Consider the following 19,295-nt stretch of genomic DNA (forward strand, 5'->3'; position numbering starts at 1 on the left):
GTCGGGGGCTCCTGCGTGTCGGCCGGGTGTCAGCGCTCGCCCGGCACCCAGTCGTCCTGCGGCGCAGACTTCTGCAGCGTCGCGGCCGGCGGGACGGGGTCGGCGAACGGCGCGCAGTGCACGTCCGGTCCGGGACGGCTCGCGGGCAGCGTGCCGTCGGCCAGGTACGCCTTCCAGATGTCGTCGACGCAGGCGTTCCCCCGGCCGGTGAGGCCGTGGTTGCCGCCGCCGTCCATGACCACCAGGCGGGAGGTGGGGAACCGCCTGTGCATCTCCACCCCACCCTGGTACGGCGTGGCGGCGTCCTTGGTGTCCTGGAACAGCAGCGCGCTAGCGACCTTCTTGCCGTCGATGCGCGGCGCGTGCCCGGCCCGTGCCGGCCAGAAGGCACACTGCGCGTTGTACCAGGCGTTGCCCCAGGTCAGGAAAGGCGCTGTGCGGTACGACTCCCACATGTCCCTGTGCCAGGTGCCCCAGTCGCGCGGCCACCGGGTGTCGGAGCACTCGACGGCCGCGTAGACCGCGAAGCCGTTGTCGTCGCCGCTGCTGTCGCCGTACAGGCCGTACGCCTCGACGAGCGGGGCGGCGTCGTTCGCGGTGACGTACTTCGACAGCGCGTCGGCCAGGCGTGGCCAGCGGCTCTTGAGGTAGCCGCCCGCGAGGTAGGTGTCGTCGAGCTCGTCCGGCCCCACGCGGCCGGCGGCGGGGGACGCCTCCAGCGCGGCGCGGGCCGAGTAGAACGCCTTCTCGGCCTGGTCGCCGGTGGTGCCGAGATGGTACGTCGCGTCGTACTTGGCGATCCAGGCGAAGAAGTCCTTCGCCCTCGCCTCGAACGCGTGGTTCTGGTCGATGTTCGCGCCGTACCACACCCGCTCGGGGTTGACGATGCTGTCGAGGACCAGGCGGCGGACCCTGTTCGGGAACAGCGTCGCGTAGGTGGCGCCCAGGTAGGTGCCGTAGGAGTAGCCGACGTAGCTGATCTGCTTGTGTCCGAGGGCCTTGCGGATCTGGTCCATGTCCGTCGCCGCGTCGACCGTGGTCATGTGGTTCAGCAGGTCGCCGTAGGTCTTGCCGCACGCCTCGGCGTAGCCCTTCGAGCGCTTCACCCAGGCGAGCTCCTCGGCAGGGGTGCCCGGTACGTAGTCGGGCCGCACCGGGTCGAAGAAGTGCGGATCGCAGCGCAGCGCGGGCTCGCTTGAGCCGACGCCGCGCGGGTCGAAGCCGATCAGGTCGTACTGCGCCGCCAGCGCGGCGCCGAGCCTGGCCTCCATCACCGCCGGGTACGCCAGTCCGCTGCCGCCGGGGCCGCCGGGGTTGAACAGCACCGCGCCCTGGTAGTGGGCGGTGTCGGTCGCCTTCTTCCGTGAGACGGCGATCTTGATCTTCTCGCCGCGCGGGTGGTCGTAGTCCAGGGGGACCTCGACCATCGCGCACTCGATGCCCGCGGGCAGGCCCTCACACTGCGCCCACTGGAGGGCGGAAGGCGTGTGTCCGGGAGCCTGGCGGACGGTGGCGGTCGCGGGTCCCGCGACGAGCGCCCCGCTCAGACCCAGGCCGGCGGTGGCCAGCGCTATGAGGATCTTCTTCACGTGTACCCCTTCGGCGCCCGCGCTCCTTCGTTGGAACCGACTTATGGCACCAACGGCAGATCATGCGGATAAAGGCCACATAAAGCGATCGATGTCACTGCTTGGTTGTCAAACCGCAACGTATGGTGCGGAAGTGTCAGAGGGGTGATCACCCCCGGTGGGAAGGGACGGGCTGGTGGCCGCCGCTCGGTAAGCTGCGGGAAAGATCCCGGCGGCCCAGCGGTGAGGTGCAGCAATGATCGCGATTCTCGGGACCGGCAAGATGGGCGAGGCCCTGCTGTCCGGGCTGGTTCGTGCCGGGCTGCGGCCGGAGGAGGTCGTCGCCACGGCGCGGCGGCCGGAGCGGGCCGAGGCGCTGCGTGAGCGGTACGGCGTGCGGGTGGCCGGCAACGCCGAGGCCGCCAAGGTCGCCGACACGCTGATCCTCGCCGTCAAGCCGCAGGACATGGACGCCCTGCTGGCCGAGATCTCCCCCCACCTGCCCGCCGACCGGCTGGTCATCTCGGTGGCCGCCGGCATCACCACCGCCTTCGTGGAGGCCAGGCTGGGCGATCAGGTCCCGGTCGTCCGGGTCATGTCGAACACGCCGGTGCTCGTCGACGAGGCCATGAGCGTCATCTCGGCAGGGGCGCACGCCTCCGAGGAGCACCTCAAGCGGACCGAGGCGCTGCTCAGCCCGGTCGGGAAGGTGCTGCGGATCCCCGAGTCGCAGCAGGACGCCGCCACCGCCCTTTCCGGCAGCGGCCCCGCGTACTTCTTCTACCTGGTCGAGGCGATGGTCGACGCCGGGATCCTGCTGGGCATGCCGCGCGCCGCCGCGCTCGACATGGTCATCCAGTCGATCGTGGGAGCGGCGACCATGTTGCGCGACTCCGGGGAGCACCCCGTGATCCTGCGGGAGGCCGTGACATCCCCGGGGGGCACCACGATCTCGGCGATCGCGGAGCTGGAGCGCCACCGGGTGCGGGCCGCGTTCCTCGACGCCATCGAGGCGGCCCGCGACCGCAGCCGCCAGCTCGCCTCCGGCTGACCTGTACGCGTTCAAGGCCGGAGTCCGGGCCGCCCGGAAAACCCTGTGCGTCTTAGAGCGCGCCGCTCGCTTTGGCGCCGGGCGTCATCCACAGGACCTGGCGTTATCCACAGCGGTACGGGGCTTTCCGGGGGGCGGCTTACCCTCCCTTTACCATTGGCCGAGTGACGTTCCGTCGTGGACTCCTCCCGCTCCTCGCGTTTCTCCTCGTCCTTCCCGCAGCCGGTTGCACGTCCTCGGAGCCGCCGAAGGTGCAGCTCGCGGCCGTCACCCGTACGACGGTCAGCGAGGTCGTCGAGGCCCCCGCGACGGTGGGCGCCCGCGCCACCGCCGTGCTGACCGCACCCGCCTCGGGCACGGTCTCCCGGCTGTACGTCCAGGACGGCGACACGGTGAAGAAGGGCGAGGTCATCGCCAGGATCAGCTCTCCGCAGGCCAGGGAGCAGCTCGACGCGGCGAAGAAGGCCGACAGGCAGGCTTCGCGGCCGGTCTCCACGGGTGGCGTCGCGACGTCCGTCAGCCTCCCGCGGCTGAGGCTGCCGGGGACGCTGGACGCCCAGGTCACCCGCGGGTTCGCGAAGGCCAGGAAGGCCGCCAAGAAGATCGGCGACCGCGCGATCAGGGCCCAGCTGCTGTCGGCGATCGACACGGCGCAGGCCCAGCAACGGGCCCAGCAGCGCGCGCTCAGCAACGTCGTCGACGGGCTGAGCCGATCGGTGAACCAGGTGCTCTCCCAGGTGACGGGTCAGCTCGGCGCCGGCCTCAGCGGCCTCACCGCGTCGATGACCTCCCTCCAGGCGGCGTCGAGGTCGCAGACCAGGGCCGCCGTGCGCTCCGCCCGGCGGACGGTGGACGCGCTCGTGGTCAAGGCGCCCTTCGGCGGGGTGGTCACGCTGGGCGGCGCCTCGTCGCCGGACGGCGGCACGGCGGGGCTGGACGCCCTGATCAGCCAGCTCCCCGCTGGAGTCTCCGGTCAGGCGTCGGCGGGCGGGGCGGCCACCGGCGGCCGGTCGGGAGGCGTCGTCGCGACCGGCGTGCCGGTGGCCGCCGGGGACGCGATCGCCACCGTGACCGACGTCTCCGTGCTCACCCTGTCCGCCGACGTGGACGAGACCGACGTGCTGCTGGTGAGGAAGGGCACCCCGGCGCGGGCCGAGTTCGACGCGGTGACCGGAGGGACCTACCCGGCCACCGTGACGGGCGTCGGGGTGACCCCCAAGGAAGGCACGACCGGCGGCGTGAGCTATCCCGTACGGCTGAAACTCGGGAAGGGCGCCTACGACGACGGCGGCGCCGCCCCCGATCCCAAGCCGGGGATGAGCGCGGTCGTCCGGCTGGCCGTGCGGCAGGCGGCGGACGCGACGGCCGTCCCCGCCTCCGCGATCGTGACGAGCGGCCGCGAGACGGTCGTGTGGGCCGTGCACGCGGGCAAGGCGGAGCGCAGGGTCGTCAAGCTCGGCGCCCAGGGCGACGCGGTCGTGGAGATCCTCAGCGGGCTGTCGCCCGGCGAGCGGGTGGTGGTCAAGGGCGCCGACACGGTCCGTCCCGGCCAGACGCTGGCGTGATCACGTGAACGATCGCATGGAGGGCCGGTGACCAGGTCGCCATGATCGACTCCTCGGGATCTCCCGGCGGGGCCGCGACGCCCGCCTCCACACCCGCTGCGACACCGGGGGCGAGCGCCTTCGAGGCGGTCGACCTCACCCGCTCCTACTCTCTCGACGGCGTGACCGTCGACGCGCTGCGCGGCGTCACACTGAGCATCGCCCAGGGGGAGTTCGTGGCCATCGTGGGGCCGTCCGGGTCGGGCAAGTCGACGCTGATGCACCTGCTCGGCTGTCTCGACCGGCCCACCTCCGGCACGCTGCGCGTCGGCGGCGTCGACGTGGCGACCCTCGACGACGGCAGCCTGGCAGATCTGCGCAACCAGACGATCGGCTTCGTCTTCCAGTCGTTCCATCTGCTGGCCAGGACCTCGGCGCTGGACAACGTGGCCCTTCCCCTCGTGTATCGCGGCGTCTCCCGCGCCGAGCGGCGGGAACGGGCACGGGCCGCGCTTGAGGCCGTCGGCCTCGGGCACCGGCTCGGGCACCGGCCGTCCCAGATGTCCGGCGGCGAGCAGCAGCGGGTCGCGATCGCGCGGGCGCTGGTGGGCGACCCCCAGGTCGTGCTCGCCGACGAGCCGACCGGCAACCTCGACACCCGCAACGGCGAGGAGGTGATGGCCCTCCTGAGCCGGCTCAACGCCGGCAGCGGCGTGGCCGTGGTGCTCGTGACGCACGACGCCGAGGTCGCCGCCCGGGCGCGCCGCCAGATTCACGTCCGAGACGGCGTCGTGGAGCTCGACACGGCCCGGCCGGCGGACGGCTCGGCATCGGACGGCTCGGCATCGGACGGCTCGGCATCGGACGGCTCCGCTCTGGAGGGGGACGCCCGGTGAGAACGGCGGAGGCGTTGCGGATGGCGCTGGACGCGCTGCGCGTCAACCGGCTGCGCAGCACGCTCACCATGCTCGGCGTGGTCATCGGCGTCCTGGCCGTCGTCGTCCTGGTCGCCATCGGCACCGGCGCCAAGAACGCCGTCGAGAAGGAGATCGCCGGCCTCGGCAGCAACATCATCCTGGTCGTTCCCGGACAGGTCGGCCTGGGCGCCGCCCCGACGCAGAGCCGCCTCGACCTGACGGATGTCGCGTACGTCCGGCGGGTGGTGGGCGACCCGTCGAAGGTCACCGTGGCCGTGAACTCCGGGGAGCCGGTCCGGGTGGGGCGGACGGAGGTGTTCGCCACGCTCACCGGCACCGACGAGAACATGCAGCACATCTTCGACCGGCCGCTGCGCCGGGGCCGCTATCTGACCTCGACCGACGTCGACACCCGGCGCCGGGTCGCCCTCCTCGGGGCAGAGGTCGCCGTCAAGCTCTTCGGCGACGTCGACCCCATCGGCCGCCAGGTCACGATCGCGGGTGTGCGGTTCCGGGTGATCGGGATCTACGAGACCGTCGGCTCCACCTTCGGTGTCGCCAGGGACCAGGAGGTCCACGTGCCGGTCACCACCGCCCAGCGGCTGATCGGGCTGCCGAGGATCAACGGCATCGCGATCGGCGCGTCCGGGCCCGACGAGATCGAGCCCCTCCAGCGCCGGGTGGTGGCCGCCCTGGACGCCCGTTATCCGGGGGAGAGGTTCTCCGCGGTGACCCAGACGCAGCTGCTCGGGACGATCGGCACCGTCCTCGGCATGCTCACCGGCGTGCTGGCCGCCATCGCGGGGATCTCGCTGCTGGTCGGCGGGGTCGGGGTGTCGAACATCATGCTCGTCAGCGTCCGCGAGCGGACCAAGGAGATCGGCCTGCGTAAGGCCCTCGGCGCCCGGCAGCGCGACATCCTCGCCCAGTTCCTCATCGAGGCCGTGCTGCTGACGACGATCGGCGGGGTGCTCGGCATCCTGCTCGGCGTCGGCGGCTCGCTGCTGATCCAGGCGGTCTCCCCGGTGCCCGCCTCGATCACCTGGTGGTCGATCACGCTCGCCTTCGGCGTGTCGGCCGCTGTCGGGGTGTTCTTCGGCGTCGCGCCCGCGCGGCGGGCCGGACGGCTCGACCCCGTGATCGCGCTGCGCACCGAGTGAGCACTCAAGTGGTCCCCGCATCGTGATCGGCGGGGTCGAGCAGCCGGATCAGACGGTTCGCCTCGCGGACCATCCGGCTCGATCCGCCGCGAGCGGCGACGGCGGCCAGGCCGGGGACAGGCGTGGCGTCGCCCGGGGGAGCGGTCTTCACGGCGAGCGCGATGAGATCGGCCAGGCCGTTGCACGGGCGTTCGCCCTCGGAGGGCAGGATGTGGGGAAGGGCGGCGGCGACGGTCCGCCACACCTGTGGGCCCGCGCCCGCCCGTTCCGCCTCGGCCAGCGACGGGACTATGCGGCTCAGTGTCGCCATGCCGTGTTTGACCAGCCGGCCGAGCTGCTCGCCCAGCTCGGCGGCGGGCAGGTCGCCGGCCGCGGCGAGGGCGAGGAGCACGTCAAGGGCGGCCGTGCGCTCGGCGGGGTCCTCGTTGTTCAGATGGAAGGCCAGCAGGACCGAGGAGGCTGAGCCGAGAGGGCCGTCCGCCTGGGCGAGATCGCGCAGGATGTGCGATCCCGGGCTGCCGTCGGGCCAGTCCCAGTCGAAGCACGGCACCAGGTAGGCCGCGAGGACCTCGCGATGGGACGGCATTGTTCCGGCCCACCAGCTCATGTGCCCACCCTGCCGGATGGCGTAGTGGTCGGGGTCGCTGCTCAGCATGTCGATCAGGTCGAACCCCGTCGGTGAGGCGGCGATGAACGGGTACGGGCGCGCGTAGGAGCAGGAGAACCGCGGCGGCTGCCCGTCGTCGAACCAGCGGCGGGAGGCGCCGTCGGTGTAGCCGTACCGGATCGTCACGACGGGATCGGCCGGCCCTGCTCCGGACAGCCATCGGGCCACGGACCGCCCGGCGGGAGTGGTGAGACGACCGGCCTTCTCCGCCACGTCCGCGTCGACGTGCCGGGGGATCCGCAGCAGCGCCTGCTGCAGATCGGCGTACGCCGGATCCATGCCGGCGGCCTCCAGCCGTTCGAGACGGGAGAGGAGCTCGGCCGGGTCGACATGGCCGTCGGCGGAGGTCGGGGTGGCCAGCAGCACCGGCGGCAGGTCGTCGGCCCGTGCCGCGTCGAGGAGCTCGGCCATCCGGCGGAGGATCAGCACGTCAGGGGCCGGCATCGAGCGTGAGGAGGGGAGCCTCAGCTCCAGCGACCGCGTCGCGGGGGAGGCGACGGCCTGAAACGCCGCCCACAACCAGGCCATCGGGTCGCCGTCGGCGCGCCATCCCCACGGGTGGGACGACAGCGGAGCAGCGGATGCCCGTAAGGCCGCTCGGTCCCGGTGAGCGAACTCGACCAGCCCCGCCATGAGGCGTTCGGCGCCGCGCCATTCGAGCGCGTAGGGAGCGTCCGCGAAGCGGGCGATCTGCGCGCTCAGCTCGGCCGCCGTGGTGATGGGCGGCGGGAACTCGGCCCGGGGCAGCGCCGGGGCGATCAGGGGGGCGATCAGCGGGGCCGCCTCCGCCTCCGCGGCCGGATCCTCCGGGACGCCGAGACGCGCACGCAGATCGGCCGGCAGGGCGGCGGCCGCGTCGCGGATCGCGGCCGGATCCAGGTGCGCGGCATGCCTGACGGCGAGCCGTACGGCCTGTTCCTGGATGTCGGAGGCTTCGTGGCCGAAGGCGGTCGCCAAGGCTCCGGCCGCCGCCCCGGCGTACTCGGGCCCCAGCCGTATCGACTGGGCCAGCCAGGAGAGCCCGGCGCGCACGAGCTTCTTCTCCGGCCGGTACATCAGCGCCTCCATGGCCTCGCCGAACTCGCCGGGCGACAGGGCCGGGATTTCCCGAAGGTGGCCCAGGGCCAGCTCCGCGACCGTGCCGGGCGCGGCCGGCAGCAGCCGCAGGTAGTCCCGCACCCGGGGCGCGATCTCACGCTCGGCAGGGGCGAGGGCCCGATGTAGGCGGACGAAGAACCGCAGCTCAAGGGGGGTGCCCCCGCGCAGGAACCGGCTGACGCACCCGTCCAGCAGCATGGCGCGGTCGATCCGGCCGTCGGCGGCGAGCGTGCGAAGCGCGCCCAGCCAGGTGGTGTGGGCCTCCGGGAGGCCCTCCCATTGCAGGGCCTCCCCGACACCCTGGGCGTGGAAGATCCGCGGCAGAAGCGTGTCGAGCAGAGGGTCCGAGGCCAGCACGTCGGCGATCCGCCCCCGGCCGATCGCCGCCGACACCCACCCCACGACGAAACCGTCGTCGGTCGGCGGCTCGATGCCGGTCTCGCGGATCAGCGACGCCGTGAGCTCGTAGCTCGGGCCGCGCCCGCGGAGCTTTCCCGCCAGCCGTGCCGCCAGCTCGGCCTGCCACGCGTGAGGGCGGGTGCGGACCAGTCCGAGCAGCCGCCGTGTGTCGTCGACCTGTTCGTCGGCGCCGACCAGGCCACGGCGGGTGAGCCAGGACGCGACGGAGGCCGCGGCGGCGATCGTCCCGGCGCCCGCCGCGCGCAACGCCTCGGCCCGGTCCCCGGCGCCACGCCAGGGGTCGAGATAGAGCCGGACCTCCTTGAGATGCCCGGGCAGTCGCCCGGCGACCTCACGCTTGGCGGCGTCGTCCAGTGTCACGACCAGCGCCGCGACGCCGTCGGCGTCCCGCTTGTCGATCAGGTCGCGCACGTCGTCCCATGCGGTCACGCCTGGTCTCCCTTCACGATCTGTACGGCCAGCACGTGCTTGCACGGGCCTCGTCGTCCTTGATGCCGGGCCCACCAGGGGCACGTGCAGGCGGCGCCGCGCACCTCGCGCACCTGGTCGCCGGAGACCACCAGGGCGCGGCCGGGCCCGTCGAGCCGTACCGCACCGCGATCGGTCAGCTCACGGGCGGCCCTGGCCCGGGGGTTCATCGCGGCGACCTTGTCGCGGTCGTACGGCAGCTCGCGGTGGAAGTAGGCGGCCTCGGCGGTGTCGTAGCCCACCTGGCCGGCCGCGCCGAGCTGGGTCAGCGCGGCCCGCACCCGAGACGTGCCCAGTCCGGACCGCTCCGCCAGCAGACCGGGATCCAGCCTCGGTTCGAATGCCAGCAGCGCCCTCACGAGGTCGGCGTCGTCGGCGGCGTCGTCGGAGGCAAGGGTCCGGAGCACGGCGCCTTCGGTCGAGAAGGAACGCAGGCTGTCCGGGGAGAGGGTGAGCACGAACCGCATGCCGGGCAGCTCCAGCTCCCACGCGCTCGCCACGGCCGTGTCCGGGCGGGCCGGGCCGTACAGCCTGAGGGTCCTGGCGAAGCGCAGCAGCGGGAGCATGGTCGCCAGCCGGTCGGGTCCCGGCAGGCAGACGGCGCCGGGGACCGGGCTCGCGGTCAGCCGCATCGATCGACCCGAGGGCACCGCCCACAGGGTGGCGCCGGCCCGGCGGGGCAGCGCGCGCAGGAAACGCGCCGCCTCCGGCCCCGTCACCTCGGCCCGCGGATCGAACCCCGCGGTCACGAGCTGAACCTCGGCGAAGCCGCGCAGCCACCGGTCAGGCAGCGGCACCTTCTTCTCGACCACCGCCCCGTCCAGTGTGGTGACGGCCATCTCGTCCCGGCCGACGCCCAGATGGAGGGGGTCGGCGCCGCCGACGCGGGCCAGCGCCTCGCGCAACGGGCCGTTGACGTCGACGTTGGTGGTGCCGAGGTCGATCACCTCTCCGTCGAGGGCGCGTTCCAGCACGTCGAGGCGGGCGTAGACGCCGCCGCAGGCGGACAGCGACTCGAACCGGAGCCGGTCGCCGTTGCAGGTCACCACAGGATCGCGGGAGAAGGACGGCGCCGGACGGTCGTAGCGGGCCCGCGCCACGTCGGCGACGGCCAGCAGCCCGGCGGCCGCGGGGGCGGCCTCGGTGAGCAGGCCGCTGAAGAACCGGGGACGGCCCGGCAGGCCGCGTGCCGTGCGCCCGCCCGAGGTCGACAGGGTGAGCCGCCCGCCGGCCAGCGTCGACGGTCCGGAGTAGGCGAACGCCTGTACCGCACTGATCATGGCCCGGACACTAACCGCGGTCACCGACATTCCTGCCGTGGCCGCTCCCGCCCCGGTCTGACGCCGGTCCCGGAGCCGCCGTCCGGCGGCCCGGGCGGATGGCGGAGGGGGCCCGACCGTGCGGTACGGTCGCGGCATGAGTCAGGCGGTGCGGGTCGTCTGGGACGACGGGCTGGTTTCCTACGACTTCGGGGCCGGGCACCCGCTCGCGCCGGTGCGCGTCGAGCTCACCATGGCTCTCGCCGGGGACCTCGGCGTGCTCGACGGCGTGGAGATGGCCGGGTGCTTGCCCGCCACCGACGACGAGCTCGCGCTGGTGCACGATCGCCACTACATCCAGGCGGTCAGGGAGGTCTCCCGTACCGGGCGGCCCGACCTGCGCCACGGGCTGGGCACCGCCGACAATCCGGCGTTCGCGGGCGTCCACGAGGCGTCGGCCCTCGTCGCGGGCGCGACGCTGGCGGCCGCCAGGGCCGTGTGGACCGGCGAGTCCGAGCACGCGGTCAACGTGGCGGGCGGCCTGCACCACGCGATGGCCGCCACCGCGAGCGGCTTCTGCGTCTACAACGACCCGGCCGTCGCCATCGCCTGGCTGCTGGAGCAGGGCGCGTCCCGGGTCGCGTACGTGGACGTGGACGTCCACCACGGCGACGGCGTCCAGGCGGCGTTCTTCGACGACCCGCGGGTGCTGACGATCAGCCTGCACGAGAGCCCCCGCACGCTCTTCCCCGGCACGGGCTTCCCCCAGGAGACCGGCGCGGAGGGCACCGCCGTCAACGTGGCGCTGCCTGCGGGGTGCGGTGACACCGGCTGGCTGCGCGCCTTCGACGCGGTCGTCCCCCCGCTGCTGCGGCACTTCGACCCCGTGGTGCTGGTCACCCAGCAGGGGTGCGACAGTCACGCGCTCGACCCGCTCGCCCACCTGATGCTCAGCGTAGACGGGCAGCGGACGGCCTACGCGGCCCTGCACCGGCTGGCCCACGAGACCGCGGGCGGCCGGTGGATCGCGGTCGGCGGCGGAGGTTACGAGCTGGTCCAGGTGGTGCCGCGAGCCTGGACGCACCTGATCGCCGAGGCGGCGGGCTCGCCGGTCGATCCCGCCACGCCGACGCCGGAGAGCTGGCGGACGCTGGCGGGGAAGCGTACCGGCGAGGTGCCGCCGCTCAGCATGACGGACGGGCACGACCCCCGCTGGCGCGACATTTCCGAAGGGTACGATCCAGCCGACGCCGTCGACAGGGCGATCATGGCGACCAGGAACGCGGTCTTCCCCTTCCACGGCCTGGACCCGATGCCTTGAGCCTCCTCTGCGAGGCGCTGGAATCATGCCGAGACGAGGAGCGCTGTACCTAACGTGATCCCCACCCGCGCCGAGCTACGTGACCACCTTGTACGGACCGCCATCGCCGGTGACGTGGCGACCAGCCGCGAGAACAATCTCGACCACTACCGGTCACTGGCGCTGCGCGACCCCGGATACCTGTTCGGCCTCACGCTGGACGGCGACTGGACGTACCCGGACGTCCTGGAGCTGATGGCCGAGAAGGTGGGAGTGGTGGCCGACCCCGCGTACCGGGAGGGCCAGGACACGATCGATCCCGATCGCACGATCGACGCCGTCGAGGAACTCGCCGGCCGCGTCTCCAAGATGCTGCGCCGTGCGGCGCCCCGCCTGGTGGTGGCCACCGGTCACCCCACCGGCCTGCTCACCGTCCACCTCGCCCTGGCCCGGTTCGCGGTCGCGCACGGGGCGACGCTCCTGGCGCCCGCCGAGGGATGGACCTACGCGAGCGGTCTCGGCCGGCGCCGGCGCATCCGCTACCTCGACGGGGTGGCGATGCTGGAGGACCACGGCTCGTTCGTCCACACCCACGACCCGCACCCGATGCGGGCGATCATCGCGGAGGAGCGGCCCGACTTCGTCATCGCCGATCACGGCTGGGCGGGCGCGGCCGGCGACGCCGGAATCGAGACGGTCGGCTTCGCCGACAGCAACGATCCCGCGCTGTTCGTCGGGGAGGCGGAGGGGAAGATCGCCGTTTCGGTCCCGCTCGATGACAATGTGTTGCCCCGCTTTTACGCCCCGTTGACCTCGTACCTGCTCGACCGCATCGCCCGTAGCCTCTGACCCCAATCCGGACATCCCAAATCGGGCATTTCGCGCCCGCTTTTCCACCCACGTGTCTACCGTTTGCCAACTTTTTTGTGGGCCTGGGCGACTCTAAAGGGAGAGAAGTTGGTCCGTTCCAAGATTGAGGCGAGGGGCACGGCCCGGCTGCTGCCAGCGATTTCTCGATTTTGACGGCACGCGGCTCCGATGACTGATGAAATGGGGGGTTTGCCTACTCGGAGTCCGGACTTACGCTGACGGCAGTACACGTGCGTGAGCGATGGCACCAGTGGGGATAACCCGGAAACACGTGCGGAAGAGGCGTCCGATGGGTGCAGGCGAAAGACCTCTCAGCGAGGTGAAGTTCCTGACGGTGGCTGAGGTCGCCACCGTCATGCGGGTGTCCAAGATGACGGTGTACCGGCTCGTGCACTCGGGCGAGTTACCGGCCATCCGGGTCGGACGGTCCTTCAGAGTGCCCGAGCAGGCGGTGCACGACTACCTGCGAGACGCGTTCATCGAAGCTGGATGAGCCGGCTCGCGGCCGGGGGCCACGCCTTTTGACCGGGGCGTGGCCGGCTCCCGGCTACGCGGGGTCCCCCGGGGAGGAGCGATCTACCGTGGATCGCCGGTAGGCTGTTGAGCCGGTGTGCGCTCGCGCGCCGATTCGGCATTCACCACCTTCACCTGGGGGTCCCGTGGGCTCTGTGATCAAGAAGCGCCGCAAGCGCATGGCCAAGAAGAAGCACCGCAAGCTGCTCAAGAAGACCCGCATCCAGCGGCGTAACAAGAAGTAGTCGAGACGGAGCCGCGCACCGGCCCGCAAGGGGCCGGGCGACCGTGAACACGCACACCCCCAGCGAGGCGACGATGGCTCGTACCGTGCTGGTCACCGGGGTCTCCGACCACATCGGCGCTCGAGTGGCGGCCGCGCTCGCGGCGGATCCGGAGATCCACCGGGTCATCGGCGTGGACACGGTGCCGCCGCCGTCCCTCCCCCGGGAGGACGGCGCGCTGCTCGGCCGCACCGAGTTCGTCCGCGTCGACCTGCGCGGTCCGGATGTCACGAAGGTGATCCGGGCGGCGGATGTCGACACCGTCGTGCACTTCAGCCTGGTCAGCGGCCCGTCCGCCGGCCGTACGGCCATGAAGGAGCACAACGTCATCGGCACCATGCAGCTGCTGGCCGCATGCCAGCGGTCCGCGACGGTGCGCCGGGTGGTCGTCCGCTCGACCACGGCCGTGTACGGCTCGTCGCCGCACGCCCCGGCCGTGTTCGCCGAGGACACCGTGTCACCCGAGGTTTCGCACCACGGGTACGCCCGGGACGCCGTGGAGGTCGAGACGTACGTCCGGGGCTTCGCCCGGAGGCGTCCCGACGTGGCGACCACGACCCTGCGGTTCGCCAGCTTCATGGGTCCGGGCGTGGACTCCGCGCTGACGCGGTACTTCTCGCAGCCGGTGCTGCCGACCGCGCTCGGCTTCGATCCGCGGCTGCAGTTCGTTCACTCCGACGACGCGGTCGAGGTGCTGAGCCGCATGGCGCGGGCGGACCACCCCGGCGTGTTCAACGTGTCGGGCGACGGAGTGCTGCTGCTGTCCCAGTGCGTACGGCGGGCGGGGCGCCCGATGCTCCCCATGCCCGCACCCGCGTTCCGGTTACTCGGCGGGCTCGCCCGCGGCGCCCGGCTTGTGGACTTCTCGCCGGAGCAGCTCGCACTGATGAGCCACGGCCGCGCCGTGGACACCGGCCGCCTGTCGGCCGAGCTCGGCTGGAAGCCGAAGTTCACCACGGCGGCGGCGTTCGACGACTTCCTGAGGTCCCGTGGGGGCCCGGGCACCCTGCCGGTGGCACTGGTCGACTGGCTGGCCTACGCGATGACGAGACGGTGAGCACGGGTGACGACGCAGTGAGCCCAGGCAACGGCGCCTCCCGCCACGGCGCCTCCGGCGACGACGCCTCCCTCAACGGCGGCGCCGGTACCGGAACCGGCAATGGCAACGGCGCCCGGATCATCCCCATCACCGCGGCTCCCAGCGCGCCACCGCCGGACCCGGCGGACGAGCGCCTCGCGAGCCTGTTCGCCTTCTTGCGCCGCCGGGTCACGGGCGACTACGAGATCGACGAGTTCGGCTTCGACTCCGAGCTCAACGACAAGGTGCTGCTGGAGCTGCTCCGCCCCCTGTACCGGCGCTGGTTCCGGATCGAGACGCTCGGGCTGGAGAACGTGCCCGCCGAGGCGGGCGCGCTCGTGGTGGCCAACCACTCCGGCACGCTGCCTCTCGACGCGCTGATGCTCCAGGTGGCGCTGCACGACGAGGCGCGGCGGCCGGTGCGCCTGCTCGGCGCCCACCTCGTCTACCAGCTTCCCGTTCTCGGCCACCTGGCCCGCAAGTCCGGGCACACTCTCGCCTGCCGCGAGGACGCCGACAGGCTGCTCCGCAAGGGCGAGCTCGTCGGCGTCTTCCCGGAGGGCTTCAAGGGCATCGGCAAGCCGTTCTCCGAGCGGTACAGGCTCCAGCGGTTCGGCCGGGGCGGCTTCGTGGCCTCGGCCATCCAGGCCGGCGTGCCGATCGTGCCCTGCGCCATCGTCGGCGCCGAGGAGATCTACCCCAAGATCGGCGACGTGCCGGCCCTGGCCCGGGCGCTCGGCCTGCCGTACCTGCCGATCACTCCGCTGTTTCCCTGGCTCGGCCCTCTCGGGCTGATTCCGCTGCCGTCCAAGTGGCTGATCGAGTTCGGCGAGCCGATCCGCACGGACTCCTACGATCCCGAGGACGCCGACGACCCGATGCTGGTCTTCGAACTGACCGACCGTATCCGCGAGACGATCCAGCGGCAGCTCGACGCGCTGCGTCTGCGCCGTGGGCCGGCCTTCCCGCCGCTTCCGTGAAGGTGCCGGGAGGTCAGATCGCGGAGCGGTAGTGGCGGCGCAGGGCGATCCCCGCGGCGATGCCGCCCGCGATGGCGCCGGCCGTCGCGGCGATCGGCAGGCCGATCATCGTGGCCTTGCGGCCGGTGCGGAAGTCGCGGACCTCCCAGCCGCTCTCCTCGGCGTGCTCCCGCAGCTCGCTGTCGGGGTTGATCGCGTACGGATGCCCGACCAGGGAGAGCATCGGCAGATCGTTGGCCGAGTCGCTGTAGGCCGAGCAGCGCGACAGGTCGAGCCCCTCGCGGCGGGCCAGCGCCCGGACGGCCTCGGCCTTGGCCGGCCCGTGGAGCAGGTCGCCGACGAGCCTGCCGGTGTAGGCGCCCTCCGTGGTCTCGGCGACCGTGCCGAGCGCGCCGGTCAGGCCGAGCCGCTGGGCGATCACGCGGGCCAGCTCGACCGGGGTGGCGGTGACCAGCCAGACACGCTGCCCGGCGTCGAGGTGGGCCTGGGCCAGGGCGCGGGTGCCCGTCCAGACGCGGTCGGCCATCACCTCGTCGTAGATCTCCTCGCCGAGGCGGACGACCTCGTCCACCTTGATGCCGGCGACGAAGGCGAGCGCCATCTCCTTGGCCTTGGCGATGTGCTCGGGATTCTCGTTGCCCCGGATGCGGAACAACGCCTGCCCCAGGGCGAACTTCATGAGGTCCTGGCTGGTGAACAGGCCACGCGCCGCCAGCCCGCGGGCGAAGTGGTAGATCGAGGCGCCCCGGATGATCGTGTTGTCGACGTCGAAGAAGGCCGCGGCCGCCGGATCGGGCGTGGCCGCGGGAGTCGTCACCGCCGCGGCGGCCGCCACCTCACCGGCGATCTCCGCTTCTTCCCGCCGTCGCAATAGCCGCCTCATGGGTCATCAGCTTAACCGCCCTGAGGTGCCCGGAACGGGAGCAGGGCGTGAGCGGCACATGACGTGTCAACGTCCAGAAACCGTGAAGGTGTCGATATATCTCAGGTATTTGGTTGCCTTGTCGCGATTTTCTTCGTCGAGATCCTTGAGCATGGGCTCGACGAGCGTGCGCTGCTCACGCACGAAGCTGCGGGTCTCCCTGGTCGCCCTCTCGCGGGGTGAGACGCGGCCCAGCGCCGCCCTCGTCGTCATCTCCATGTCGTCGAGCGTCTGGCCGATGAGCCGGTGGCGGTCGGGAGTCGCGCCGCCCAGCAGGGACCTGGTCTCGGCCGCCCGCTCGTGCGCCGCCGCCATCTCCCGCTGCGCCCGCTCGCGATCGTCGTACGCGAGGGACAGGACGGTCGCCTCCGCGGCCCTCTTGAGCGGATAGAGCGCATCGCCGGGCACCGAGTAGAACGTCTGGACGCCGGTGCCGAACATGGCGACCATCAGCACGGCGAAGACGAGCAGCGGGCGCAGCTGGGCCAGGAGGGACCGGCGGCGGATCGCGGGCCGCCGTGCAGGCGGCGGCTCGGACGCGGGGGCGGCGGCCCGCTCGGCCGCGTGGGTCCGCAGCAGCTCGGCGCGCAGGTCCGCGCGGAACTGCGGGCTCGGGCCGCTGCCGAGCAGGGAGCGGAGATCGGCGACCGTCTCGGAGGCGCGCGCCACCCATCTGCGGCACGACCAGCGCGAGAATCGCCACCAGCCCATGAACGCTCCCGCCATCCCCCCGCTTGGTGATCACGGAGATTCACTCGAAGATCCTCGCCTGCCACATGCCCAACGAAGAGGCGCGGCGAATGGTTACGGCAGGGGCTAATCGAGATCCCTGGGAAGCGCCCGGGCGAGCGCTTTGATCGCCCGGAACTGGAGCGCCTTGATGGCCCCGCTCTTCTTCCCCATGATCAGGGCCGTCTCCGCCAGCGACATGCCGTGCAGGAACCGCAGGATCACGCACTCCTGCTGCTCGGCGCCGAGCTGCTTGATGGCCTGCATGACGCGCTCGTTCACCATGTTGGTGACCACCGCGTTCTCCGGGATGTGCGGGCCGTCCAGGGGGGTGTCGAGCACCTCGGCCGTCGTGACCTCCAGCCGGTTGCGACCCGACTTGTAGTGATCGGTGACGAGGTTGCGGGCGATCGTCACCAGCCAGGCGCCGAAGTCGCGGCCCTGCCAGGTGAAGTCGACGATCCCGCGCAGGGCCCGGAGGAAGGTTTCGCTGGTCAGGTCTTCGGCCAGCGCGTGGCTGCCCACCCGGAAGTAGACGTACCGGTACACCAGATCGAGGTAGTGGTCGTAGAGCGCGCCGAAGGCCTCGCTGTCGCCCGTCTTGGCGCGCAGCACCAGCATCCGCATCGCGTCGTGCTCGTGATCGCGTACAGCGGGGTCGGCGGAATGTACGGGCTGAGCCGTTCCGGCGGCTGGAGGGGACAGCCCGGCCAACGGCCACGTGTTCGGCATCCGGTGTCCCATGGGGGAAGGGGAGTCGGCGTGCTCGGAACACTCTAGAAATCAACGCGAGATAACACAATCCGTCTGAGCACAGTAATCACCTCAGATAGCGGCACGCCTCCTCAGCCACCGGCTCGGCCGCCGGCGAGATGACCTGGCCGCACCACCGGCTACCGGTGTGAAGGCAATGTCCGGCAGCATGGGGGTCACCATGGAAGTCCTCGTTGCTCTCCTCGCGTTCGCCGGCGCCCTGCTCGCCGGCATCACCACCGGCGTTCTCATCGGACGCCTCAGGGACGAGCCCGCCGGCTGGCTGATCGCGTGGAGCATCGCCACGGCGGCGCTGACGCTGTCGCTCGGCGCGGTCGCGGTCGGTCACCTGGCCGGGTTCGGGTCCGTGACCTTCCGGGCGTTCCAGATCACCGGCTCGCTGCTCGCCCCGCTCTGGCTCGCGGTCGGTGTGATGCAACTGCTTGCCGAGAAGGCGTCGGCCCGGTTCGGGGGCTGGCTGCTGGGCGTCGGCATCACCGTGGTCGGCACGGTGATCATGCTGCTCGACCCGATCGTCGCCTCGTTCACCAAGCAGCTCCCGGCGGGCCCGGCGCACTGGGACATCTGGCCCGAGTGGCTGCTGCGCGGCGTCCACGGCCTTGTGATCTTCATGCTGATCTTCTCGCTGGCCATGGCCCTGCTGAGCTGGCGTGACGGGGACGACTACGACGCGGACAACATGAACGCGACCGTGGTGCTCGCCCCGGCGGGCATGGCGCTCGCGGGTGCCCTGGAGCTCACCCTCCCCGGGCTGGTCATCGTGCCGCTCATGGCGGCCGCCGCCGGAGGCGTCTGGTACGCCGTGGCCCGGCCGCTGGCGCCCTACGACGACGAGGACGACGAGGACGACGCCCCTGACGACGAGTGGGAGGGACGGCAGCAGCAAGGCCGCGGCCACAGGGCCGCCGGCCGCGCGGAGCCGGCCATGCCACCGGTGTCGCCCGTCTCGGCCGCCTCCCCGATGCCTCCCTCCCCGGTGCCCCCGCCGTCCCCCGCCGGCCTGCCGCCGCGCCGTACGGGCCTGGGCGACCTCGTGGCCGAGTACCGGGCCGGGGAGCAGGGCGGCGAGGTCGACTACGCGGCGCGAATGCGGCCGCAGGACGGCTACGGCGGTCGCGCCGCGCCGCCCGACGACTTCGGCGGCCCGGCCACCGGCCAGCTCCTCGCCCCGGACCCGTACGGCCAGCCCCGGCCCCCCGAGTACGGCATGCCTGCCCGGGCCGAGCCGGACATGGGGATGCCCGCGACCGGCGCGGTCCTCCCCGGGGCCGAGATGCCCGCTGAGCTCGCGGCGACCTTCGGCGTCGGCTTCGGCAGGGCGGCCAAGGCCCGGCAGGGCGCGGGCTCCGTCAGGCCCGCTCCAAGCATCTACGGCCTGCTGACCGTCTTCACCCTGCTCGACGGCACGGGCGAGGCGTTCGACAAGCTGGCCGAGGAGACCGTCCAGTCCGTGCAGGGCAACGAGCCGGACACGCTGGTCTTCGTCTGCCACGGCGTCAAGTCGGCCCCGCTGCAGCGGATCGTCTACGAACTCTACCGGGACGAGGTCGGCTTCGCCGAGCACCAGCGGCAGCCCCACATGGAGCGCTTCGCCACCGAGCGCCAGCCGTACGTGCTGGCCACCAACGTCATCGAGCTGAGCGTCAACGCCGCCAAGGTCGCGCCGCTCCCCACGGCGCTGTTTTGAGGCGCT

Annotated in this window: 17 protein-coding genes; 11 read left to right on the plus strand and 6 right to left on the minus strand. The window is 72.2% G+C overall.

The window, feature by feature from the left end; translation table 11 throughout:
* Window positions 1–29 precede the first annotated feature (29 nt).
* Window positions 30–1,589, minus strand: a complete 1,560-nt coding sequence (locus AB0B72_RS03930; RefSeq protein WP_367736772.1) for an alpha/beta hydrolase — start codon at window positions 1,587–1,589, stop codon at window positions 30–32.
* Window positions 1,590–1,824: 235 nt separating this feature from the next.
* Between AB0B72_RS03930 and proC the strand changes: the two genes are divergently transcribed.
* The 4 genes from proC to AB0B72_RS03950 all read left to right on the plus strand — a co-directional run bounded on the left by proC (window position 1,825) and on the right by AB0B72_RS03950 (window position 6,240).
* Window positions 1,825–2,619, plus strand: coding sequence for a pyrroline-5-carboxylate reductase (gene proC / locus AB0B72_RS03935; RefSeq protein ID WP_367736773.1), 795 nt, complete (start codon window positions 1,825–1,827; stop codon window positions 2,617–2,619).
* Between the two features lie 164 nt (window positions 2,620–2,783).
* Entirely contained in the window at window positions 2,784–4,184 is a 1,401-nt protein-coding gene (locus AB0B72_RS03940) for an efflux RND transporter periplasmic adaptor subunit (RefSeq protein ID WP_367736774.1), read from the plus strand.
* A 41-nt stretch (window positions 4,185–4,225) separates the two neighbouring features.
* Entirely contained in the window at window positions 4,226–5,059 is an 834-nt protein-coding gene (locus AB0B72_RS03945) for an ABC transporter ATP-binding protein (RefSeq protein WP_367736775.1), read from the plus strand.
* Window positions 5,056–6,240: an ABC transporter permease gene (locus AB0B72_RS03950; protein ID WP_367736776.1), complete on the plus strand. Its 1,185-nt coding sequence runs from the start codon at window positions 5,056–5,058 to the stop codon at window positions 6,238–6,240. The genes AB0B72_RS03945 and AB0B72_RS03950 overlap by 4 nt, the downstream gene beginning before the upstream one ends.
* 4 nt (window positions 6,241–6,244) lie before the next feature.
* Here AB0B72_RS03950 and AB0B72_RS03955 read toward each other — a convergent pair whose 3' ends face one another.
* A complete protein-coding gene (locus AB0B72_RS03955; protein ID WP_367736777.1) occupies window positions 6,245–8,854 on the minus strand; it encodes a DUF6493 family protein in 2,610 nt (869 codons plus the stop codon).
* Window positions 8,851–10,173, minus strand: a complete 1,323-nt coding sequence (locus tag AB0B72_RS03960) for an SWIM zinc finger family protein (protein WP_367736778.1) — start codon at window positions 10,171–10,173, stop codon at window positions 8,851–8,853. Before AB0B72_RS03960 ends, AB0B72_RS03955 begins: the two co-directional genes overlap by 4 nt.
* A gap of 136 nt (window positions 10,174–10,309) precedes the next feature.
* Here AB0B72_RS03960 and AB0B72_RS03965 point away from each other — a divergent pair, with 136 nt between their 5' ends.
* From AB0B72_RS03965 to AB0B72_RS03990, 6 genes are all read left to right on the plus strand, one after another.
* Entirely contained in the window at window positions 10,310–11,473 is a 1,164-nt protein-coding gene (locus AB0B72_RS03965; protein ID WP_367736779.1) for an acetoin utilization protein AcuC, read from the plus strand.
* Window positions 11,474–11,527: 54 nt separating this feature from the next.
* Entirely contained in the window at window positions 11,528–12,301 is a 774-nt protein-coding gene (locus AB0B72_RS03970) for a phosphatase (protein WP_367736780.1), read from the plus strand.
* 310 nt (window positions 12,302–12,611) lie between these two features.
* The gene (locus AB0B72_RS03975) at window positions 12,612–12,815 is read left to right on the plus strand and encodes a helix-turn-helix domain-containing protein (RefSeq protein WP_030456159.1); all 204 of its coding nucleotides are present in this window, start codon (window positions 12,612–12,614) and stop codon (window positions 12,813–12,815) included.
* A gap of 166 nt (window positions 12,816–12,981) precedes the next feature.
* On the plus strand, window positions 12,982–13,080 hold the full coding sequence (locus AB0B72_RS03980) for an AURKAIP1/COX24 domain-containing protein (protein ID WP_018654693.1): 99 nt from the start codon (window positions 12,982–12,984) through the stop codon (window positions 13,078–13,080).
* A gap of 43 nt (window positions 13,081–13,123) precedes the next feature.
* Entirely contained in the window at window positions 13,124–14,176 is a 1,053-nt protein-coding gene (locus AB0B72_RS03985; protein ID WP_367736781.1) for an NAD-dependent epimerase/dehydratase family protein, read from the plus strand.
* The gene (locus AB0B72_RS03990; RefSeq protein ID WP_367736782.1) at window positions 14,173–15,177 is read left to right on the plus strand and encodes a lysophospholipid acyltransferase family protein; all 1,005 of its coding nucleotides are present in this window, start codon (window positions 14,173–14,175) and stop codon (window positions 15,175–15,177) included. Before AB0B72_RS03985 ends, AB0B72_RS03990 begins: the two co-directional genes overlap by 4 nt.
* 13 nt (window positions 15,178–15,190) lie before the next feature.
* Here the strand turns inward: AB0B72_RS03990 and AB0B72_RS03995 are convergent, their stop codons facing one another.
* From AB0B72_RS03995 to AB0B72_RS04005, 3 genes are all read right to left on the minus strand, one after another.
* Window positions 15,191–16,060 (minus strand): HAD family hydrolase, encoded by an 870-nt coding sequence (locus tag AB0B72_RS03995; protein WP_367736783.1) that lies wholly within the window; start codon window positions 16,058–16,060, stop codon window positions 15,191–15,193.
* A 66-nt stretch (window positions 16,061–16,126) separates the two neighbouring features.
* Complete coding sequence (locus tag AB0B72_RS04000; RefSeq protein WP_367736784.1) at window positions 16,127–16,810, minus strand: DUF5667 domain-containing protein; 684 nt, start codon at window positions 16,808–16,810, stop codon at window positions 16,127–16,129.
* 105 nt (window positions 16,811–16,915) lie between these two features.
* Window positions 16,916–17,572, minus strand: a complete 657-nt coding sequence (locus AB0B72_RS04005) for a sigma-70 family RNA polymerase sigma factor (RefSeq protein WP_367736785.1) — start codon at window positions 17,570–17,572, stop codon at window positions 16,916–16,918.
* Between the two features lie 190 nt (window positions 17,573–17,762).
* On the opposite strand from AB0B72_RS04005, the gene AB0B72_RS04010 reads away from it, so the two are divergent.
* Window positions 17,763–19,289: a hypothetical protein gene (locus tag AB0B72_RS04010; protein WP_367736786.1), complete on the plus strand. Its 1,527-nt coding sequence runs from the start codon at window positions 17,763–17,765 to the stop codon at window positions 19,287–19,289.
* The last annotated feature ends 6 nt before the right edge of the window (window positions 19,290–19,295 follow it).

The sequence above is a fragment of the Microbispora sp. NPDC049125 genome, assembly GCF_040802045.1.
Classification (GTDB): domain Bacteria; phylum Actinomycetota; class Actinomycetes; order Streptosporangiales; family Streptosporangiaceae; genus Microbispora.